Source organism: Halomonas sp. R57-5, from assembly GCF_900070345.1.
GTDB classification, from domain to species: domain Bacteria; phylum Pseudomonadota; class Gammaproteobacteria; order Pseudomonadales; family Halomonadaceae; genus Vreelandella; species Vreelandella ventosae_B.
The window spans coordinates 1,573,597-1,592,338 of the sequence record NZ_LN813019.1 but is presented as its reverse complement, the minus strand read 5'-3'; the positions used below and the strand labels follow the sequence as shown (position 1 = coordinate 1,592,338).

At 56.0% G+C, this 18,742-nt stretch carries 20 protein-coding genes; 6 read left to right on the top strand and 14 right to left on the bottom strand.

Annotated features, from left to right (window positions below; genetic code table 11):
- Positions 1–63: 63 nt before the first annotated feature.
- A complete protein-coding gene (locus tag HALO_RS07155) occupies positions 64–993 on the top strand; it encodes a DMT family transporter (RefSeq protein ID WP_035584743.1) in 930 nt (309 codons plus the stop codon).
- Between the two features lie 83 nt (positions 994–1,076).
- Here HALO_RS07155 and HALO_RS07150 read toward each other — a convergent pair whose 3' ends face one another.
- The gene (locus HALO_RS07150; RefSeq protein ID WP_035584746.1) at positions 1,077–2,288 is read right to left on the bottom strand and encodes a YbfB/YjiJ family MFS transporter; all 1,212 of its coding nucleotides are present in this window, start codon (positions 2,286–2,288) and stop codon (positions 1,077–1,079) included.
- A 168-nt stretch (positions 2,289–2,456) separates the two neighbouring features.
- Here HALO_RS07150 and HALO_RS07145 point away from each other — a divergent pair, with 168 nt between their 5' ends.
- Positions 2,457–2,840 carry a winged helix-turn-helix transcriptional regulator gene (locus tag HALO_RS07145; RefSeq protein ID WP_231896842.1) on the top strand — a complete coding sequence of 128 codons (384 nt, stop codon included), beginning with the start codon at positions 2,457–2,459 and terminating at the stop codon, positions 2,838–2,840.
- Between the two features lie 36 nt (positions 2,841–2,876).
- Here HALO_RS07145 and HALO_RS07140 read toward each other — a convergent pair whose 3' ends face one another.
- The 9 genes from HALO_RS07140 to HALO_RS07100 all read right to left on the bottom strand — a co-directional run bounded on the left by HALO_RS07140 (position 2,877) and on the right by HALO_RS07100 (position 11,716).
- A complete protein-coding gene (locus tag HALO_RS07140) occupies positions 2,877–3,302 on the bottom strand; it encodes a GNAT family N-acetyltransferase (RefSeq protein ID WP_035584752.1) in 426 nt (141 codons plus the stop codon).
- Positions 3,303–3,327: 25 nt separating this feature from the next.
- Positions 3,328–3,831, bottom strand: a complete 504-nt coding sequence (locus tag HALO_RS07135; RefSeq protein ID WP_081899184.1) for a DUF523 domain-containing protein — start codon at positions 3,829–3,831, stop codon at positions 3,328–3,330.
- 63 nt (positions 3,832–3,894) lie between these two features.
- Positions 3,895–4,359, bottom strand: a complete 465-nt coding sequence (locus tag HALO_RS07130) for a GNAT family N-acetyltransferase (RefSeq protein WP_035584759.1) — start codon at positions 4,357–4,359, stop codon at positions 3,895–3,897.
- A gap of 74 nt (positions 4,360–4,433) precedes the next feature.
- Complete coding sequence (locus tag HALO_RS07125) at positions 4,434–5,333, bottom strand: alpha/beta hydrolase (protein WP_050713250.1); 900 nt, start codon at positions 5,331–5,333, stop codon at positions 4,434–4,436.
- 163 nt (positions 5,334–5,496) lie between these two features.
- Entirely contained in the window at positions 5,497–6,864 is a 1,368-nt protein-coding gene (gene astB / locus HALO_RS07120; protein WP_035584761.1) for an N-succinylarginine dihydrolase, read from the bottom strand.
- Positions 6,861–8,333: a succinylglutamate-semialdehyde dehydrogenase gene (astD, locus tag HALO_RS07115; RefSeq protein WP_035584763.1), complete on the bottom strand. Its 1,473-nt coding sequence runs from the start codon at positions 8,331–8,333 to the stop codon at positions 6,861–6,863. Before astD ends, astB begins: the two co-directional genes overlap by 4 nt.
- Positions 8,334–8,355: 22 nt before the next feature.
- Positions 8,356–9,387 carry an arginine N-succinyltransferase gene (astA, locus tag HALO_RS07110; protein ID WP_035584765.1) on the bottom strand — a complete coding sequence of 344 codons (1,032 nt, stop codon included), beginning with the start codon at positions 9,385–9,387 and terminating at the stop codon, positions 8,356–8,358.
- Complete coding sequence (locus tag HALO_RS07105; protein ID WP_050713249.1) at positions 9,387–10,451, bottom strand: arginine N-succinyltransferase; 1,065 nt, start codon at positions 10,449–10,451, stop codon at positions 9,387–9,389. The genes astA and HALO_RS07105 overlap by 1 nt, the downstream gene beginning before the upstream one ends.
- 50 nt (positions 10,452–10,501) lie before the next feature.
- Entirely contained in the window at positions 10,502–11,716 is a 1,215-nt protein-coding gene (locus HALO_RS07100) for an aspartate aminotransferase family protein (RefSeq protein ID WP_035584771.1), read from the bottom strand.
- A gap of 399 nt (positions 11,717–12,115) precedes the next feature.
- Between HALO_RS07100 and HALO_RS07095 the strand changes: the two genes are divergently transcribed.
- The 3 genes from HALO_RS07095 (at position 12,116) to HALO_RS07085 (ending at position 14,649) form a co-directional block, all read left to right on the top strand.
- The gene (locus HALO_RS07095; RefSeq protein WP_050713248.1) at positions 12,116–13,156 is read left to right on the top strand and encodes a C45 family autoproteolytic acyltransferase/hydolase; all 1,041 of its coding nucleotides are present in this window, start codon (positions 12,116–12,118) and stop codon (positions 13,154–13,156) included.
- Between the two features lie 92 nt (positions 13,157–13,248).
- Positions 13,249–13,569 (top strand): antibiotic biosynthesis monooxygenase family protein, encoded by a 321-nt coding sequence (locus HALO_RS07090; protein ID WP_050713247.1) that lies wholly within the window; start codon positions 13,249–13,251, stop codon positions 13,567–13,569.
- A gap of 285 nt (positions 13,570–13,854) precedes the next feature.
- The gene (locus HALO_RS07085; RefSeq protein ID WP_050713246.1) at positions 13,855–14,649 is read left to right on the top strand and encodes an SDR family NAD(P)-dependent oxidoreductase; all 795 of its coding nucleotides are present in this window, start codon (positions 13,855–13,857) and stop codon (positions 14,647–14,649) included.
- Positions 14,650–14,668: 19 nt separating this feature from the next.
- Here the strand turns inward: HALO_RS07085 and HALO_RS07080 are convergent, their stop codons facing one another.
- From HALO_RS07080 to fabV, 3 genes are all read right to left on the bottom strand, one after another.
- A complete protein-coding gene (locus tag HALO_RS07080) occupies positions 14,669–15,646 on the bottom strand; it encodes a GlxA family transcriptional regulator (protein ID WP_172821661.1) in 978 nt (325 codons plus the stop codon).
- A gap of 187 nt (positions 15,647–15,833) precedes the next feature.
- Positions 15,834–16,049, bottom strand: a complete 216-nt coding sequence (locus tag HALO_RS07075; protein ID WP_035584784.1) for a hypothetical protein — start codon at positions 16,047–16,049, stop codon at positions 15,834–15,836.
- Between the two features lie 55 nt (positions 16,050–16,104).
- The gene (fabV, locus tag HALO_RS07070; protein ID WP_035585703.1) at positions 16,105–17,316 is read right to left on the bottom strand and encodes an enoyl-ACP reductase FabV; all 1,212 of its coding nucleotides are present in this window, start codon (positions 17,314–17,316) and stop codon (positions 16,105–16,107) included.
- Between the two features lie 319 nt (positions 17,317–17,635).
- Here fabV and HALO_RS07065 point away from each other — a divergent pair, with 319 nt between their 5' ends.
- Entirely contained in the window at positions 17,636–18,022 is a 387-nt protein-coding gene (locus HALO_RS07065; protein ID WP_050713245.1) for a DUF7079 family protein, read from the top strand.
- Between the two features lie 20 nt (positions 18,023–18,042).
- On the opposite strand, the gene HALO_RS07060 is transcribed toward HALO_RS07065, so the two are convergent.
- Complete coding sequence (locus HALO_RS07060; protein WP_050713244.1) at positions 18,043–18,534, bottom strand: glutathione peroxidase; 492 nt, start codon at positions 18,532–18,534, stop codon at positions 18,043–18,045.
- Between the last annotated feature and the right edge of the window lie 208 nt (positions 18,535–18,742).

Below are 18,742 nucleotides of genomic sequence, written 5' to 3'. Positions count from 1 at the left end.
ATTAATCGCACATAACTTGATATCAAGATAGTTTCAAAAACGGTACCAATGAGAACTTCGCCAATGACGTTATCAAGCACTGCCCGCACAACACACTCACCTAAAAGAACTTGGCTTGCCCCACTGATATACCTGCTAGCCGGTGGCGCCTTGTTGGGTCTATCGACTAATTTGGCGAAACTTGCCGGTGATATTCAGCTGTCAGCGCTCGCTTTTCTGTTCTGGTCGATTTCAGGGGCAGCGCTTATTTTGTTGGTTCTCTCCGCCTTTCGCCGCAATCTACCGCCAGTGAACGGTCGTACCATTGAGTATTACGTTATTTCAGGGCTGCTGGGCGTAGCGGGTGCCAACCTACTGTTTTTCTCAGCCGTCCCCCATGTGGGTGCTGGGTTCGTGGCATTAATCATCACCCTGCCACCGCTACTCACCTACGTCGGCGCGCTAGCATTAAAAATGGAGCGCTTCCAGGTGTTGCGTGCGGCGGGGGTAATATCAGCCTTGGCAGGTGCCGTCACCCTGGCCTTCCATAAGCTTTCTGCGCCGGATGCCGATTATCTCTGGATTCTTCTCGCTTTAATCGGGCCCGTACTGCTAGCCATCGGCAATCTTTACAGAACCTTGCGCTGGCCAGAAGGCGTATCCAGCGATGCACTGGCACCTGGGATGCTCATCGCCGCTGCCGCCCTTCTGCTCAGCGTGGGTTTTCTGCCGGGCTTCTCACTGAACATTCCAACAGACCGCTCCCTGCCGATCATGCTGATTGCCATTCAAGCTGTGGTCTTCGCAGGCCAGTTCTTACTGCTCTTCCTGCTACAGAAAAGTGGCGGCCCGGTGTTTCTAAGCCTATTGGGCTCCGTTGGCGCCGTGGTGGGTGTTCCAGTTGCCATAGTGTTGCAGGGAGAAACCGCTCCCGAAGGCTTACTGCTTGGCACCCTATTAATTGGAGCAGGAATTACCCTGCTCAACATTGGCAAAGCCAAACAACTTAACTAATTAACCCGAGAGCGACTTAAACGAACATGACAGTATGGGCGCCGTTGGCATGGTGTAAGCAGATAGCCAGCCATACCTGATATTCATTGTGCTGACAGCCCTGCCCCGAAATCTTTTTGCAACAAACCGATTAACGCTGCGGCGATTAAAAAGGCGGCTGACGTTAATAACCCGAACGATAGCCCCCCGGTTAGATCATTCAACCAACCGCTTAACGTTGGCCCCAATGTCTGGCCAATACTAAACGCGACCGTCATCGCACCAATACCCGACGCCAAAGACAAAGCATCACAATTTCTCCGCACAAAAGCTGTCGTAGAAGCCACAACACCAAAAAAGGCACAACCGAAAACCGCAGCCGACACTAGCAGAACAGGCCAAGCACTTGATATAAGCGGCAATGCAGCGCCAATCAGGGTCAATCCATTAAGCATCGCAAATGCACGGCCGTGGCGCTGATTTTGCAGCACACCAGCCCAAAGCCAAGGGAAGACAGTCACAGCCAAGCCCAGCACGACCCAGAATAGCGATTGAAACGCGGCACTCTCACCGTGGGACTGTATCCAAGCGATCATGAACGTCATGTAAGTAATATAGCCTGCCCCGAAAAAGCCATAGCCAACCAGCATCCACTGCATAGAAGCTAATGGTGCCAATGCATGTGCCTGAACTCGGCTTTGTGGCATGACGCGAACACCCCATACGACGCCGAGTGCGAGCACCACTGATATGGCCGCCAATGCTAACCAAGCAGTAGGCCATGCCGTCGCGCCCCACTGGCTCAGAACCCAGGGAACGCCAACCCCCGAAAGCACAATGCCTAAACCTGGCCCCGCATAGAAGATGCCGAGTAAAAACGACGCTCGTGCCGGATGGCGTTGGGATACTTGGGCGGCGATAACCCCACCAGCAATAAACGCACTAGCGCCGCCTAGTCCAGCCAAAAACCAGGAGATATTGAGCAATGCAGTGTGGCGAAATACTCCCATCATGATCAAAGCGATCACGCATGCGAAGATCCCCGTACGCATGACTCGATTGGCCCCAACAACTCCAATAAAACGGGCCGAAATCAGCGCGGCAATAAAATACCCTGCTGCGTTTACCGAGGTCATCCAGCCTGCATCGGCATAGCTCCATCCAAGACTTGAGCTCATAGAGGGTAGAAGTAATGCGTAGGAAAATCGTGCAATACCTAGGCCGATTGCCGGCACCAAGGCCAGCGCAGCGAGTGTACGAAGGTCAGTTGTGAGTGCTGTAGGATCGCGCTCGTGGAGAAAGTCAGATTGTGTCATATCTACCACCTGAGTCTTTAATAAAGACTCAGATTAGTCGCGCTTAGTTCTGTTTTCAAACTTTGCTATCATTGGAATATGAAAAACCACACCGAAACACACACTTCTCACACACGTGTTCCCGTCTCAGAATGCTCGCTTGCCAAGGCGATCCGGGTTGTGGGAGATATGTGGTCGCTGCTGATTCTGCGAGAAGTGATATGTGGTGCTGAGCGCTTCGACCAAATCAGAGAAGACCTGGGTATTACTCGCTCAGTTTTGTCCAACCGGCTTGCCAGATTGGTTCAAGAAGGTATTTTAGAGCGCTACCAATACCGTGATTCAGGACAACGAGCCCGCAAAGGCTATGCGCTAACAGCGAAAGGCCATGCACTCTTCCCCGTGGTTATCGCCCTTCGCGAGTGGGGCGGAGAGCACTTAGAACCTGGCAATACACCGCTTCGCCTTCAGCTACAAACGAGGGATGGACTGCGTGTTGAAACGAAATTAATACGGGAGGATGGTTTAGAAGTGACCGATATGACAGACATCATTGCGACAGTAAAGGAGTAAGGCATCAGGGAGTACAACACGATTCAGTTTGAGCAGCTAATCAATCCTTTTCTCCATATAGTGAGTCCCGCCCTCGGTTTTACGCACGCGAAACCCCATACGCTCGTATAAAGCGACGGCTGGGTTGATACAAAACACACGGAGCCGAAGTAAGCGGATGCCGGCCTGCTGGGCGATTTTCTCCGTGTAGCGGATTGCCGCTGTACCTAAGCCTTGACGCCGCCACTTCTGATCAATTTGTAGCTCTCGAATATAGTAAGCGATTTCATCGTGATTTATGCAGAGCAGCCCCACTTGTGAAGCATTTATGACTAACTCATAGCTATCTAGCTCATCCCACTGCTTATCAAACAAGGCTGTATCCCAGCGCATATCCAACTGTTTATAGTAGGCTGACATATTCTGAATGATGATATTTTCCGCGAACGCCTTGTCGTTAGTAGGCCGAATAATAGGCGTCATATTACGATTCCTAGTGCTGCTTTAACTAGTTTGTGGCAAGTAGTGCAATGTTGGCTTCTGCTATCTCATACTGACTAAAAACGTGAATTCCATTTTCGCGGAGCAATGCAGCGGTGACTCCCATACCTGGTACTTTTTTACCCATAAAACTGCCGTCATAAATAGCGGTGCTTCCGCATGAGGGGCTGAACTCAGCAAGCACTGCGATATCGGTATCGAATTTACGGCACAAGTTCAAAGCGATAGAGGCACCTGCTAAAAATTCATTGGTCACCTTGCCCCCATCGTTTTCGATAACATCTACCTCACCGTTTAAAACACCCTTACCACTGCCTTGGAAAATCTCCGCGGGCGGCCTGGGAATACTCATCCCCGCCTCAACTTCGGGGCAAACAGAAACGATTCGGCCTTCAGAACGCCACTGCTCAACGATCTGATCATCCACGGAAAGGGCACCACCATCATAGCGAACCTTTTTACCCAAGAGACAGGCGCTCATTAATACTTTTCTCAAATCACCAATCTCCAATACGGTGATGAACTCAAGAGTGACGCGTTCACTGAATCGACCCAACTAGGAAAGCTCTTCTTGTCAGCCATCTAACTTTAGCTGCTTTCGGAAATACACTCGATTAAACCCCGCTTCATGCCGACACTCGACCCTGACGTATCCCAGTTTGGGGTACATGGTGAGATTTTCTGTCATGGCTTCATTCGTATAAAGTTCCACGGCTTCATACCCCTTTTCCTCGGCAGAACGTTCCACGTGATCGATCAATCGCTTCCCAATGCCGAGGCCGCCATACTCGGGCAGTATGGCAACGTTTTCGAGGTGAAAATGATCGCCTTCGGGGTAGAACACAACATAGCCCACAAAATGTGAATCAAGGATGGCAACATCTATGTAGCCGTAGTCGATTAGGCTTGCGAAGTCTGCATGCATGGGCGCGGGTTCACGGCCGATGCGGCAGATGTACTTTGAATAGGCCAGTCGTGCGCAGGATTGAATGTCCGGAACATCAGTTTCGAGTGCAGCACGGATGTCGATTAAGGGCATATTGACGTAATCCTAGTGCTAGGTGTGAGAACCATAAGTGTTTCCACCATCCCATACACATGAGATTTTCGCTCTTATAACGCTTGAAGCCAATGGTAAGCTGTCTTGATGCCCTCTTTGTTCACAACAAGGCTCAGATGCGATGCATTAGGCACCGTGACGATATCAGCGTGTGGAACGATGGGCCGCAAAGTGGGCTCGAAGCGCTCCGCAAAAAATGCTTCGTCATCAGATCCAGTAATAAGAAGGACTGGAGCCGCCATAGAACTGAGATCGTTCTGCCAATTGGCGGGACCAAAGCCCTTCATAAGCCGGTACGAATACGCTAGCGTTTCTGAGCCCTGGCGGTATTCGGGCGGCAAATTAAAGTGCAGCACCGGTAGCTTATTGAAGTGGTTAATACCGAGTTCATTCAAAATGGATATAGCAATGATCCTGGTCACTTTGGGGTCTGCCCACCCGCCCGAGTTTTTCCGAACAGTAGGKGCGTCGTATCCCAGGTAAGGCGCTAGCAGCAGATAGGCGTTGGCACGGTGCCCATGCGTACCACCAGCAAAACGTATTGCTAACCCGCCACCTGACGAATGCCCACCGACGACGATACGCGTTAATTGAGGATTGACCACTTTGATGTGGGCAATAAGATCGGCAAGATCATCCTCAAGCTGCTTGATATAGTCGATATCGCCGCGCCGAACGGGAGATGGCCCATGCCCTCGAATATCCGGGGTGTAAACGGCAGCGGCGCCTGAAGCTGCCAATCCGCGAGCAAAGGTTGCCAGGTATCGACTGTCGGTCCCTGAGCCGTGCACGAGCACCAGCGCCGTGTCGGATTCACTTGGATAATGCCGATATGAAAGTGTGGTGCCATCCCTTGCTTCAAACGGCTGAAGTGCTGGCAGTGGGCCTGCTGCGCCTTGCTCAGMCACTAACGCTTCGAAATCCAAGCCGTTCGCATTAGTGCCTGTCGACATTATTAAAAATACTCCTATCACCAAGGTCAGCATATGTTGTCGCACTGCTCCCTCCTAATCGCATACGCCGGGCAAGCGACGGCTAAGCTTTCGCTGCAAACTTTAAACCCAAACGCCAAGGCACTGCCCTGGCGTTTATTATTTTCCCTCACTACATCACACCCTACCCCAGTTGAAAGGGATAAACCGGGCCGATTTTCAGCAGTTGAGTGAGTTCATCCAGTGCTGCAAGCGACTCTTCCGCCAGCTGTGGATCGGCCAAATCGTCCGGGGCGAGGCGATCGCGATAGTGGCGCTCCACCCACGCGGTCAGGTCAGTGTACAGTGCATTGGTGAGCAGCACGCGGCCAGAGAGCGCTGCACGTTCGGCCTCCGTTAGCACCACGCGTAGGCGCAGGCAGGCGGGGCCGCCGCCGTTGCGCATGCTCTGCTTGACGTCTTTGACGATCACTTCGCTGATGGGGTTATTGCCTGCTAGCAGGTGATTTTGGATGGTGTTCCATACTGCTTCGCGCTCCTGGCATTCGCCGGGCACTACCAGTGTCATGGTGCCATCCGGGTTGGATAGCAGCTGTGAGTTGAAGAGATACGAGGCTACCGCATCCTCCATGCTTACCGCTTCCAAGGGCACGCGCACGGGAATCAGCGGGCTGGCCATTTTGGCGCGCAGCTTATTGAGCGTGCCTTCTTCATCCAGAAACGCCATTTCGTGGTAGAGCAGCACGGGGCCATTACCTACGGCAATCACGTCGTTATGGAAGACGCCTGCATCGATGGCATCCGGGTGCTGCTGGGCAAATACTGTTTGCTCCTGTGTTAACCCGTGCTGGCGGGCTACTGCTTGGCTCGCTTCCAGCGTTTGCCTAGCAGGGAAGCGTGTTGGCTCCCCCTCACCGCTACGCACGTCACCAAACGCCTGACGGCCATAGACAAATAGGTGAACGCCCGGCTCGCCGTACTCACCACATAAACGGGTGTGATTAGCCGCCCCTTCGTCGGAAAAGGCTGGGGTGGCGGGTAGCACCGGGTGGTGGGCGAAGTGCTGTTCGTCGCGGAAAATTGCCTGCAGCACGCGACCGGTGGTTTGCGGTTCTAAATAGCGGTGAAAGCTGGATTGTAGATTCGCTGGTGTGAAGTGTACCCGGCGATCGGGTGCATCCATGCTGGGGGTAATAGTGCCCGCGTTAGCCGTCCACATACTCGAAGCCGAGCACACCGCCCGAAGCAGCTGCGGCGCTTCTTTAGAAGCACGAGCCAGCACCTCACCATTACTACCGCTAAAACCTAAATCGCGCAGTGCGCCAATATCGGGGCGCTGTTGGGGTGGCAGAACGCCTTGAGCGTAGCCCGCGTCCATCAGCGACTTCATCTTGAGAAGACCCTGCAACGCGCCCTCTTTGGGGTTGGACACTAACCCGCCGTGGCTCATAGACGCCACATTACCTACCGCCAGCCCCGAGTAGTTATGGGTTGGGCCGACTAAACCATCAAAATTGACTTCCCTGACGCTGCTGATATCGGCGGCACTCATAGGCTCACTCCCGGCGGCAGGGTCTCGGGCATCTCCAGGCTGTCGGCTTCCATGGAAGCCACCGGGTAGGCGCAGTAGTCCGCCGCATAGAAAGCGCTGGGGCGGTGGTTGCCGCTGTCACCCACGCCGCCGAAAGGTGCATCGCCGGAGGCACCGGTAGTTTGGCGGTTCCAGTTGACGATCCCGGCGCGAATACGTAGCAGGAAGTCATCCCAATCGGCTTGTTCGCCGCCAATTAAACCGGCGGAGAGCCCGTAGCGGGTGTTGTTGGCGAGCTGTAGCGCTTCATCCCAATCGCTATAGCGGTGGATTTTCAGCAGCGGGCCGAAATGCTCCTCGTCAGGCACCTCCAATCCCGTCACGTCGATCAACGCGGGGCTTAACAGGCTGGTGTTATCTTGCAAACGCCGCATGCGGTTGATCACCGTGCCACCCATAGTTTCCAACTCTTCTTGGGCTTTCAGTAAGCCGTCTGCCGCCGCTACGCTGACCAAACCGCCATAAAACGGCGCAGGATTCTCTTCGAACTGGCCCGCCACGTGCAGCTTAGCGATCGCCTCTGAAAGCGCATCGATCAAGCGATCACCGACGGCACCCTCCGGCACCATCAAACGCCGCGCGCAGGTGCAGCGCTGCCCACCAGAGAGAAACGCCGACTGCAGAATGGCCAACACCGCTGCACGCTCGTCGTCGACATCTTTCACCACCAACGGGTTATTGCCGCCCAGTTCCAGCGCCAGGATTTTATCCAACTGCCCGGCAAACTGTTGATGCAGCATACCGCCCACTTTGGCGCTCCCGGTAAACAGCAGGCCATCAATATCAGGGTTGCCTGCCAACGCCTGGCCTACCGGCACACCGCCTTGCACTAGGTTAATGACGCCTGCTGGAAGCCCGGCCTCTAGCCAGCACTGTAGGGTGAAATCCGCGGTAAGTGGGGTTTGGTCGCTGGGTTTGAAGACCACACAGTTACCCGCCAACAGCGCAGGCACCATATGGCCGTTGGGCAGATGGCCGGGGAAGTTATAGGGGCCAAACACCGCCATCACGCCGTGGGGGCGATGGCGCAGCACCGCTTTGGCGCTGCCCGCGGCTTTTTCCCGCTCACCGGTGCGCTCGTTATACGCCTTCACCGACAGCGCCACCTTCCCCACCATGGCACCCGCTTCGGTGCGCGCTTCCCAGAGCGGTTTACCGGTTTCAGAGGCAATCGCCACGGCTAGGTCTTCACCGCGGTTTTTGAGCACCTCGGCAAACCGTTCGACCAGCGCCTGGCGCTCGGCAAATGGGGTACGCGCCCAGTTGGGGAAAGCACCGCGGGCAGCCTTGACCGCGGCGTCGACCTGCTCCGCGCTGGCGGTTGCCGCTTGCCATAACAGCTGACTGGAAACCGGATCAACCTTGCTCAACGGCTCGGCGTCGCCTGCGACCCAGGCGCCATTGATGAGTTGCTGCTGTTGGGCGTGCATAAAACTCTCCTGTAAACGTCGCCTAGGTTTCGAGTAGCCGTAGGGTATCGCCGGTGGAAACGCCTAAGCGCTGCGCTTCTTGTGCGCTCAGCACGATAGTGTTGTCATCGCTGGGGGCACGGCCTACCCAACTGGCGGTAAAGCTGAGCATATGAGTGGTGGCGGCCAGCCAGCGGCTGACGCTCTCTTCTGCTGCGCTATTGGATACTTCCACTTGGCAGAGCCGTGAGTTACGGATGGCGCGCACATCGTCAATGTAAGCCTCCACCGTCGGGCCACCGTCGAAAATATCGATATAGCCTTCCCAGCGCAGTCCCTCTTTCTTAAGCATCTCCAGCGCCGGGCGGGTATGACGATGCACCTGGCCAATACAAGCCCGCGCCTCTTCGGCCATAAAGGTGGTGTAAATGGGAAACTTGGGCATCAGCTCGCCAATAAAGCTCTTCTGCCCCAGGCCGGTTAGGCGGTCAGCCTCGCTGAAATCCATAGGGAAGAAGTGTTTGCCCAGGCTCTCCCAGAAAGGGCTGGTGTTATTTTCGTCGAACACGCCGCGCATTTCGGCCAGCACTTTATCCGGGAAGCGGTCACGGAACTGGGCGATAAACAGCCAGCGTGCTTTGGAGAGCAGCGCGCCGTTGCGCAAATGTTTGTTGGCTTCGCCGCGGTATTCTGGACGCAAAAACAGCGAGCACACTTCAGCGTCACCGGTGTGGTCGGAGCTTAAAAACAGCGTGTCGATGGTGCGGTGCAAGTCCAGCTGTACCGACGAGTGTGCCAAGGTGCCCAGCCGGTAGTTATAGAACGGCACTTCGCGGCCCACCTGGCCCTCTATAGCGCAGCAACCAGCGAGTTCGCCGCTTGTTTCATCTTCCAGCACAAAGAAGTAGAGCCGGTCATCCGCTGGGGTGCGCTCTTCAAAAGCACTGGCGGCCGCTTCAATCTTACCGGCTAAAAACTCGCGGTTATCGGGTAGCGAGGTAAAGCCAACGCCCGCCTGCTGCGCAAGCGCCTGAAGCCCATCCAAATCATCACGGGCAATGGGTCGAATGCGCATTACATCTCTCCTTCATCAAGCGCGTCTACCGCGGTGGGTAGCGTCAGCGGTGCGGCCAGTACCGCTCGCCCTTCGGTAACGCCCAATCGCTCGGCATGTTCGGGAGAAAGCATTAACTGGCCCGTGGGCGACAGCGCGTAGCGGGCGACGATACAACGAAACTCACCCAGCTTTTGATTGGCGACCAACGCCGGTTCGGCATCGGGCAACGCGTGTTCAGGACGAATGCGTACCGGGTGCCAGGCGGCACTGCGGAAGGTTTCCAACCGCTCGCGCTCAGCCTTGACAATCGGCCCGGCGTCGAAAATATCCACATGCCGCGAACGCACAAAGCCCTCCGCCAGCATCTCTTCCAGCGCCTCTTCGTGGGCGGGGTGCTCACGACCTATTGCCGCCCGCGCCTGGGGCGTTAGCAGCGGCAAATAGAGCGGAAACTGGGGCATTACTTCGGCGATAAAACTTTTCGAGCGTACCCCGGCAATGTGGTTAATATCCTGGAAACTGCGAGCAAAAAAGTGCCGCCCCACGCTTTCCCAAAACGGCGATTCGCTGCGGGTATCCAAGTAGCCAGGGAACGCCACCGCCAGAATGCGTGAAAAGCGTTCCGGGTACTGGGCGATAAACATCAACCGCGCCCGGCGTAACAGGCTCTCCGCGCTGGTGCCTTTGTAGCGAGGGTTAAGCGAAAAGGCGCACAGCAGGGTAGCGTCCGAGACTTCATGGGAGAGCGCCAGCGTCTGCACTTCACGGCGAACATTGAGCTGCTGTGAAGCGTGAATCAGCGTTTCCTGACGATAGGTGTAATAGGCCTCGTTGGCGCCTGCCTGGGCACGGATAGTGGCCGTGCCCMGCACTTCCTCGCGTGTATCGYCCGCCAGCACAAACGTATAGTGCTCATCTTCTGGAAACTCAACGTCGCCGTTAAAGGCTTCCTGGGAGCGCGCAATGCGCTCCTGAAGCCGCTCACGGTTAGCAGGCAAGTTGGTCAGCCTAGGCACTGCATGCTCGGCTAATTGCTCCAGCGCCATGAGATCAGACGCTTTAACGGGTCGAACGACTAGCATTCTCGACGCCCCCTGTTCCGTTGACACGCTTGACGCAGCCTGTTGTTCACTCATGCGGCCGCAACTAACCGCTCAATCGCGCGCTCTAAGCGAGCCATGCCTTCGGCGATATCTGCTTCAGGAATGACCAGGGAAGGCGCCATGCGCAGTACGTTCGGCCCGGCGATAAGCGCCATCAGGCCCTCTTCAATCGCCAACGGCAGAATATCTTTGGCGCGGCCCTCATAGGCATCCGACATCTGGGCGCCCATCAGCAGGCCCATACCACGAATCTCTTTAAACACGCCGTACTTGCGGTTGATGGTTTCCAGGTGTTCACGGAACAGATCGTGGCGACGCTTAACGCCTTCGAGCACCTCAGGGGTGTCGATAAACTCAACCGCCGCTAAGGCCACAGCAGATGCCAACGCATTGCCGCCATAAGTAGAGCCGTGGGTACCGATGACCAACGATTTAGCCACCGAGTCGATTGCCAGCATGGCGCCAATGGGGAAACCGCCGCCCAGGGATTTCGCGCTGGTGAGGATATCCGGGGTGATGCCGTAGTTCTTGTAAGCGTAGAGTTCGCCGCTACGACCAACGCCGGTTTGCACTTCATCAAAGATCAGCAGCGCATTGTGTTCATCGCATAGGTCGCGCAGGCCCTGAAGAAACGCTTGCGTGCCGGGCACGATGCCGCCCTCACCCTGCATGGGTTCGACCATAATCGCGCAGGTGTCGTCACCGACCAGCTTGCGCACGCTTTCCAGATCATTGTAGTCAGCATGCAGGATGCCACCAGGCACCGGGCCAAAGCCTTGGGAGTACTTGGGCTGACCACCAACGCTAACGGTGAAGAAGGTGCGGCCATGGAAAGATTGATAAAATGAGATGATCTTATCTTTATGCTCACCGTGGTGATCCACTGCCCAGCGGCGCGCCAGCTTAAGCGCGGCTTCGTTGGCTTCACCGCCGGAGGAGCACAAGAACACCTTATCAGCGAAGGTGCGCTCGACCAGCGATTTGGCCAGGTTCAGCGCTGGCTCGTTGGTAAACACGTTGGAGAGGTGCCATAGCTTTTCGCCTTGCTCTTTTAGCGCATTGACCAACACCGGATGGCAATGGCCAAGTGAGTTCACCGCAATACCACCGGCGAAGTCGATATATTCACGCCCCTGTTGATCCCACAAGCGGCTACCTTCACCACGCACGGGAATAACCTGCTGCGGTGAGTAGTTGGGCGTCATGTAGTGGTCGTAATCTTGACGGCTTGGGGTATGGCTCATGGCACGCTAGCTCCAGTGGAGGAAAGGAATGAAAACAGTATAAAGGCCTAGCTAGGTTACCTGCTTTCAGCAATGGGACGGCAAATTATGAATAGCGGCATTTAACTGGAGTACCCTCCCCCTTTTGTAACACTCTATATCCGTCCTTGTGCACCTCACGGTATCAGTGACGTATTTAGACCCGCTTTTTATCGTTTGGGGGCGCCTAATGCCCCTTGGTAGCTGTCAGCGTCGAACTTCCCTCAAACGTTGGATAAGGCGCGGGATCCAGGCATCGGCGCGCGGTGTCGGCAATCAAGGGCGAGTAAATCCGTGACCCTGCATATCCAAGCACCCACCTGCACTTCAACGCTGTTCGCGGTAGGCTTGAGTAAATCCCCTCACCGAGGAGCACTCCGCATGCTCGACGTAACCCACCTGCGTGGTAGCCGCCATACCATTGGCGTGGCCCATGGCCAGCGCCACGCCGCACAGATTCAGCGCAGCATTGAGGTCTATGACAGGCTGTTTCAAGACTTTGTAGGCCTCGACTGGGCCGCAGCCCGGCAGGAGGCCCGCCGCTTTATACCGGCGATCGAACGCGGCTTTCCGGCGATCCTGGATGAGCTCGAGGGCATTGCCGAGGGCGCCGACCTGCAGCGCGACGATATCCTCACCCTCAACTGCCGCAGCGAGATCTCGCTAACCCAAGCCAGCGGCGGCTGTTCTGCCTTCTCACTCTACCAGCAGGGTCGCCAATGGCTGGCCCAGAMCTGGGACTGGCGCCTCGACCAGCTCGACAACGTGGTGGTACTACACATAGAGGGGGACGACGCCCCGCCGCTGGTCAGCGTCGGCGAGGCCGGGATGCTGGCCAAGATCGGCCTCAACGCCCACGGCCTCGGCGTGTGTCTCAACGCCATCCGCTCGCAGACCTGCGGCGAGGGCCTGCCGATCCACATCGCCCTGCGCAAGCTTCTCGAGAGCGACGGCTTCACCAGCGCCCAGCGCATCGTCGCGGAAGACCGCGTCGCCTCGCCGGCGCACTTTCTGGTCGCCAGCGCTGCAGGCCAGGCCGCCGGCTTCGAGGTCCAGCCCGGGCCACCGGGGGTACTCGAGCCCAGCGGCGGGCGGGTGACCCATACCAACCACCTCTACGCCGCGGCCGCCACCGCCTGTGTCACCGACTTCCCCAAGCCCGACTCCCATGTACGCCTGCACCGCCTCGATGAGCTGCTCGACCCACCGCCCAAGGCCAGCGTCAGCGCGCTGTTCGACGTACTGAGCGACCATCACAATGCGCCTATGTCGATCTGCAAGCACACTGACGTCGACCTGCCCGAGGCCGAGCGCATGGAGACCCTGTTCGCGGTGGTGATGGCCCTCGACAAGCGCACCCTGCACCTGCGCCACGGCTACCCCTGCGAGACCCGGCAGACGCTGAGCATCACGCTCGACTAACGGCGCGAGAAAAGAGGCAGCTGGATCAGGACGGGGCGGGATACAATGGACCAGGATCGAAAGCTTCAGCAGCAGTAACAGGGAGAAGCGCCATGAAATATATCTTCGAAGKGCATATCCGCGACGGCTACCGTGCCGAGGACTACGCCGACGCCTGGGTCCGCGCCAGCCAACTCATCCAGCAGGCGCCAGGGGCACGCGGCACTGAACTGCATCGAAAGATCGGCGACCCCAACACCCTGATCGCCATCGCCCACTGGGACAGCAAGGCCAGCCGCGACGCCATGGAAGCCCAGCCCAACCCGGAGATAAAGGAGGTCATCCGCCGTGCGGCCCCCTGCTGCGAGATCCGCCTGATCGGCGAATTCGAGGAGCCTGAGTGGGTGGTGATGCCGCCGAATGCCGAGTCATAAGCGGGTGTTGGGCTAGAGATAACATTTAGCGGCGGCGCACTAGGAACAGCGTAAACCGGAGCATCACTGATGTTGCTAAGCTGCCTGAGCGGCAGGGCACGGTCGCAAGGCCCCTTTTTTACTGGCTCAGTGCCCAGCAAGCGACTGAACACCTGGTCGATTGAAGACCTTCCCCTTGAAGAAGCCTAAAAGAGCCGCATACTAATTAGCAAGCTATGCGGTTATTCGCTGAGCTGCGTTGCATAGTGATGAGCACCGACACTCAGGACGAGAGGAGACCAACGTATGCATATTGATCTAAGCGGCAAGCACGCCATTATCACCGGCTCGACGGCAGGCATCGGTTTTGCGATTGCTCAAGGACTCGCCAATGCTGGCGCTAACGTGGTCGTGACAGGAAGCACCCAGGCGCGGGTTGAGGAGGCCATCGCGGCGCTTAAAAACGCTACCCCCAATGCTAATGTAGAAGGCGTAGCGGCTGATCTCGGCACTGCTGAAGGCTGCCAAACGCTGATCGAGCAACAGCCCAGCACCGATATCTTGATCAACAACGTCGGCATCTTCGGCCCACAGGACTTTTTTGAAGTCGATGACGCTACCTGGCAGCAATTTTTTGATGTCAACGTGATGAGCGCGGTGCGGCTTTCCCGCCACTACGCCCAGGGCATGCGCGAGCGCAATTGGGGGCGTATTCAGTTTTTATCCAGCGAGTCGGGCATCAACATCCCCAGCGAAATGGTGCATTACGGTATGACCAAATCGGCATTGCTGTCAGTTTCCCGCGGGCTGGCCAAGGTACTCAGTGGCACCCAGGTTACCGTGAATGCCATTCTCCCCGGTCCGACACGCTCAGAAGGCGTACTCAAGATGCTTGGCGAAATGGCCGAGAAAGAGGGCATTTCTCAGCAAGAGGTGGAGGCACGCTTTGTACAGGAAAACCGTCCCTCTTCCATCATTCAGCGCTTGGCGACCCCCGAAGAGGTCGCAAACATGAGCGTTTACGCTGCATCGCCCCAGGCCAGTGCCMCCACCGGGGCGGCACTGCGCGTGGAAGGCGGCATTGTGGATACGCTAACCTAAGCCTTCTAATCTTATCCTTCTAACCCAGGCGCTCTTCCCTGGGTGTCATGCCGAAATGGTGACGGTAGGCGGTAGAAAAGTGGGCGCCTGAGGAAAATCCCGTGGCAAAGGCAATATCGCCTACCGGCCGGTCACTCTCGCGCAGCTGCTTGCGGGCTTCCTGCAAGCGCAAATCGAGATAGTAGCGGCTGGGCACCGCCTGCAGATACTTCTTAAATAGCCGCTCCAACTGACGCCGGGAAATCCCTAGGTGCTCGGCCAGTTCCAGAGTTGAGAGCGGCTCCTCAATATTGGCTTCCATCAGTGTCACGGCATCCACCAGGCTCTGCGGCGCGTGGCCCAGGCGGCTTCGCAGCGGCACGTGCTGGCGCTCGTCCGCCAAGCGAATGCGATCGCAGGCAAACTGCTCCGACACTTGCTCCGCCAAGCGAGCACCGTGATGCTGACCAATCAGCGTGAGCATTAAGTCCATGGCGGCAGTACCGCCCGCGCAGGTCAACCTGTCACGGTCAATTTCAAATAATTGTTGAGAAAGCGTCACCTGCGGATAGGCCTGGGAAAAGGCCTCAAAACGCTGCCAGGGCAGCGTCGCCCGATAACCTTCAAGCAAACCACAGCGCGCCAATACCTCGGTGCCCCCAGCCAAACCACCCAGCGCTACGCCATGGCCCTGGTGCCCTCGCAGCCACTCATTCAGCTTGGCAGGAAGCGTATAGGGCAGCGGCGTCGGTGCACATATGAACAACAGGTCTAGTGGGCCTAGAGCAGTACTTAGCTCATGCTGCGCGATTAGCGAAAGCTGGGCACCACTGCGCACGGGCTCGTCGTTAAGGCTTAACGTGACGGTTTGGTAAAGCATTTGACCACTTAGTTGGTTAGCCATTTGCAGCGGTTCTAGCGCACTGGCGTGGGTCAATAACGAAAACCCCGGCAACAGCAGAAATGCCACACGCCGACGGGTGATGCCTGTGTGAGAGGTTAACGGGTTGGGCAGCATGATAACTGACTGAGCTGCATAAAAAACTGCATGAAACGCTGCATGAAAAACCGCCATCGGCCTAGGGAAGCCACCATCTTACCCAATTGCGTAGCGGATGGCAGCGTTATGACCACTGCAGCAAAAACGTGACGCATGAATGCAATTTGCCGGGCCAAAGCCCGGCAAATTAAAGCCTAGTTAAGCACTAGTTGCCCCGATTAATAATACCTAACACGACGATACTGACCACAATTACGCCGAGAATGATCACCACTAGCGGGAGCAGCTTGTACAACCCATCGGGTCGCTTCTTGGCTTCCGGCTGTAGATGCGGTTTTGAGGTTTCATAATCCTCAGGTATCCGCTCATTAATAATGTGCTGCTTCTCTTCTTCCGGAGTTTTGCTTTCCCTAGTATCCATAAACACCTCCCGCGTTCCGGTCGAATTGGGCGGCGCTACCGCCCCAATGGATGGCTTACAGATTCACGACATCAAACTTAACCTCAGGATTGACGTCGGCATCGTAATCGACATCGTCACGCTCAAAGCCAAACAGCTTCAAGAATTCGTGCTTATAACCAGCATAGTCGGTAATTTCGAATAAGTTTTCCGTCGTCACTTCCGGCCAAAGATCCTGGCACGCTTGCTGAACATCGTCACGCAATTCCCAGTCATCCAGACGTAGGCGTCCAACTTCGTCGGTGGTGAACTCACCGCGTAGCCCCTCAGCCGAGTAGAGCTGCTCGCCGAATAGACGGTTCAACTGATCGATAGTGCCTTCGTGCAGGCCCTGCTCTTTCATGATGCGGTAGACCATGGCGATGTAAAGCGGCATCACTGGAATGGCTGCGCTGGCCTGGGTGACCACCGATTTGAGCACCGCCACATTGGCACCACCACCGCTCTCTTTCAGTTTGGTATCGATAGCCGCTGCGGCGCGGTCAAGATCTTCTTTGGCTTTACCCAAAGCGCCATGCCAGTAAATCGGCCAGGTGATTTCGGTACCGATATAGCTAAACGCCACGCTGCGCGCGCCTTTGGCCAGCACACCGGCTTCGTCTAGCGCGCTCATCCACAGTTCCCAATCTTCGCCGCCCATCACGGTGATGGTGTCGTCGATCTCCTGCTGGGTGGCAGGTTCTACTTCCGCTTCGATAATGGCGTCTTTATTGGTATCGATAGCGGTGGCGCGGTAAGTCTCGCCAATTGGCTTAAGGCTTGAGCGTTTCAGTTCGCCGCTATCCGGCAGCTTCCGAACGGGTGATGCCAGCGAGTAGACCACCAGGTCAATCTCGCCCATGTCCTGCTTAATCAACTCAATCGCTTCTTCCCGCGCTTCATGGGAGAACGCATCGCCGTTAATCGACTTGCTATACAGCCCTTCCTGCTTGGCCAATTTATCGAACGCTGCGCTGTTGTACCAACCTGCGGTGCCCGGCTTTTTATCGGTGGCGGGCTTTTCAAAGAACACGCCCAGCGTGTCGGCGCCGTAGCCAAACGCCGCGGTAATACGCGCGGCTAATCCGTAGCCACTTGAAGCCCCAATGACGAGCACTTTTTTTGGGCCAGCCTGCTTATCCAAACCACGAGCACGGGTCGCTTCAATCTGTTCGCGAACATTCTGCTCGCAGCCGATGGGATGAGTAGTGGTACAAATAAAGCCGCGCACTTTGGGTTTAATAATCACATCGAACCTCGTTATCGGATTGATTTTGCTTTTGACATCATAACTAGCAACATCGTTTTGCCATAGTTTTTGCAATAGCGTTTGCCATAGCAATGTCATGATTCAGTGAGGGTATTCTAGCGGTCTCTGGGCGCCCTGTCCGCTCTTGAGCGATTGTCCATTCTTCAGCGATAGTCTGCCCTTGAGCTAGAAGCGCTTTCGCGTCACGATAGCCGCCTAAGTTATTATGTCGGTACTGATGGCAAGTACTTATGACAAGTACTGATGATAAACACGTAGGCAAGCACTTACGTTAGCAACGACTTCCCATGAGGCGATCATGAATGCACAGCAGCTAGTAGATGAACGCGGCGATTTATGGCTGGCGCTAGCCCCGCTGTGGCTGGATCGCGAACCCAGCGAGCGCGATTACGCGCGCATGGTCGAGGTCGTGGAGCGCTATGATATGTCCCTTAACGAGCTTGAGTGGATGTTTCGCCTGGAAATGGCCCCGGTGATGTCCCGCCACCAGCTCTCGATCGCCAGCGAGTGGCGGCAATTTGACGACTACAAGCTGATKAAGCAGTTGGTCAATCACAACATGCGCTTGAAGGGCTGGCGTCGCAAAAGCTGGGCGCTGTTTTCAGGCTTAACGACCATGATGGTGCGCCACCGCTGGAACGCGCTCATGAATCGTGTAGCAGTCGCGCGGGGCGAGCAGGTATAGAGGGATAATGCCTTATGGGACTATGGGTATGTTTGATCCAAGGTTTCTTCTAATGCCAGACGTAGCGGTCGCCCATGATAGCGCGGCCCAAATCGGGCTATCACCTTGCCATCACGGCCCACCAGGAACTTGGTAAAATTCCATTTAATCAGCTGCGTGCCTAGGACTCCAGGTGCCTCACGCTTGAGCAGCACAAACAGCGGATGGGCMTCACTGCCGTTGACCTTAACCTTCTCCAGCAATGGAAAACTGACGCCGAATTGCTGCTCGCCAAATTGACAAAACGCTTGGGCGCTTTCCGGCGACTGGCGGCCAAACTGATTGCACGGGAAACCGAGCACAGTGAAACCACGATCCCGGTAGCGCTGATAGAGCGACTCTAACTCGCTTAACTGCGGGGTAAAACCACACTGACTGGCGACATTGACCACCAGCAACACTTGACCGCGCAGCACGCGTAGATTGAACGGCAGCCCTTGGTGGGTATAGCAGTCTTGGTCGTATATCGACATGTGTATTTTAACCCCTTGAACCAATTGGCTTTTTAAGGCATTTTATAATTTTAGTACCCCATTCGATACCCCAATTTTAAAACTACCCCAAATCCAGCACACAACAGCCCATTGCTGGATGGTGAATAAAATTCTTACGTGCACCTCATCATACATTCACAATCGAGACAGTGAGAAGCGATAGCAGTATTCAACAGAAATATAAGCT